The organism is Erythrobacter donghaensis, from assembly GCF_001557325.1.
Classification (GTDB): domain Bacteria; phylum Pseudomonadota; class Alphaproteobacteria; order Sphingomonadales; family Sphingomonadaceae; genus Erythrobacter; species Erythrobacter donghaensis_B.
Genome location: NZ_LSJS01000031.1, coordinates 1 through 1396 on the forward strand (window position 1 = coordinate 1; position 1396 = coordinate 1396).

The window sequence follows — 1396 nt, forward strand, 5'->3', positions numbered from 1 at the left end:
CGGCGGGCCGCTTGCCGCCGGTAAACATCTCGAGGATCAGCCGCCAGTCGAGCAGGGCAAGGACGATGTGGATCACGAAGAAGCCGAAGATGCCCCAGGCGGCGATGAAATGCAGCGAGCGCGCGCTCTGGCGGCCGCCGAACACATCGACCAGCCACGGCGCGAAGCCCGCGACCCCCGGGCTGATCGCGAGGCCCGTCAGCAGCATCACCGGCAAGAGCACGCCGAAGACGCCGCCGTAGAGGATCCTTTGCACCGGGTTGTAGCCGTGGACATGGCCGCCAGCATTGGGCCCCGAATGCGCCTTGATCGAGGCGATCACCGCCCCCGGCGTCCAGTCCTTCGGCGCGGTCATCAGGTCGCGGCGGAAGTGGCCGTTCCACAGCATCGCCGCCCAGATGAACAGCACGCCGAGCCCGAAGGGCCAGGCCATGGTGATGTGCCAGTCGCGCGCGACGGCAAGGTTGTAGTGCCCCGGGATCGTCGCCCAGCCGGGGAAGCGGATCACGTGGAGCCATGCGTCATTCGCATCGAAGCCGTAGTGGCCCCAGTAGAGATGGCGGTGGGCGTTGGAGATGTTGAGCCCAGTCATGAACAGCACGATGATCGCGATGGCGTTCACCCAGTGCCACACCCGGGTCGAGAGCGCGTGTTTCTTCATGCCGGTTCCCCTTGAGCCCCTTCGCGGGCAAGCCAGATCACGTCGCGCGGCTGGTTCATGAGATGCTGACCGCTGTCGATGAACAGGCTCTGCCCGCTCGCGAGCGCGCCGCCGGCCAGGAACAGTGCCGCATCGGCGATCTCGTCAGGCCCGGTCTTGCGGGCCAGGAGGTTCATCCGGTGTGAAATCTCGGTCTCCTCCTCGCGCTGGTCGTGACTCGCCAGCACGGCACCCGGGGCAAGGCCATAGACCCGCACGTCCCCGTTCCAATTCCCCTTGGCCAGCATGCCGATGGTGGCCGCCAGCGCGTGTTTGGACATGGTGTAACTGAAAAAATCGGGGTTCGTATTTTCAATTTTCATGTCCGTGACGTTGATCACGCTGCGCACCCCCGCCTGTCCTGCTGTCAGGGCGATGAAGCCCTGGGCGAGGCGGGCGGGGGCGAGCGCGTTGATCTGCATCGCCATCCGGTTCGTCGCCGGGTCGAGGCCGGTTACGGCATCGTAATCGAACACCGAGGCCGAATTGACGAGGCAGTGCCAGCCCGGAAGGCGCGCGGCGAGTGCCGTCACGGCGGCGAGGGCGGCCTCGTCATCGGCGAGGTCGAAGCCGATGGTCTCGGCGCTGGGGAGCGTGGCCGCGAGCGCCTCGGCATCGGCGGCGGAGCTCTTGTAATGGATCACCGTGTGCCACCCCGCCGCGGCAAAGCGGCGCGTGATCGCGGCACCGATACGG

General features: G+C 66.8%; 2 protein-coding genes. Both read right to left on the bottom strand.

Going from position 1 to position 1396, the window contains the following annotated elements; translation table 11 throughout:
• Window positions 1-661 (bottom strand): cytochrome b/b6 domain-containing protein (locus tag AX692_RS00625; protein WP_073977515.1); only part of this gene is annotated, 661 nt, incomplete at its 3' end.
• Window positions 658-1396: SDR family oxidoreductase (locus tag AX692_RS00630; protein ID WP_230961023.1), on the bottom strand; the 739-nt coding region annotated here is incomplete at its 5' end. The genes AX692_RS00630 and AX692_RS00625, both read right to left, overlap by 4 nt.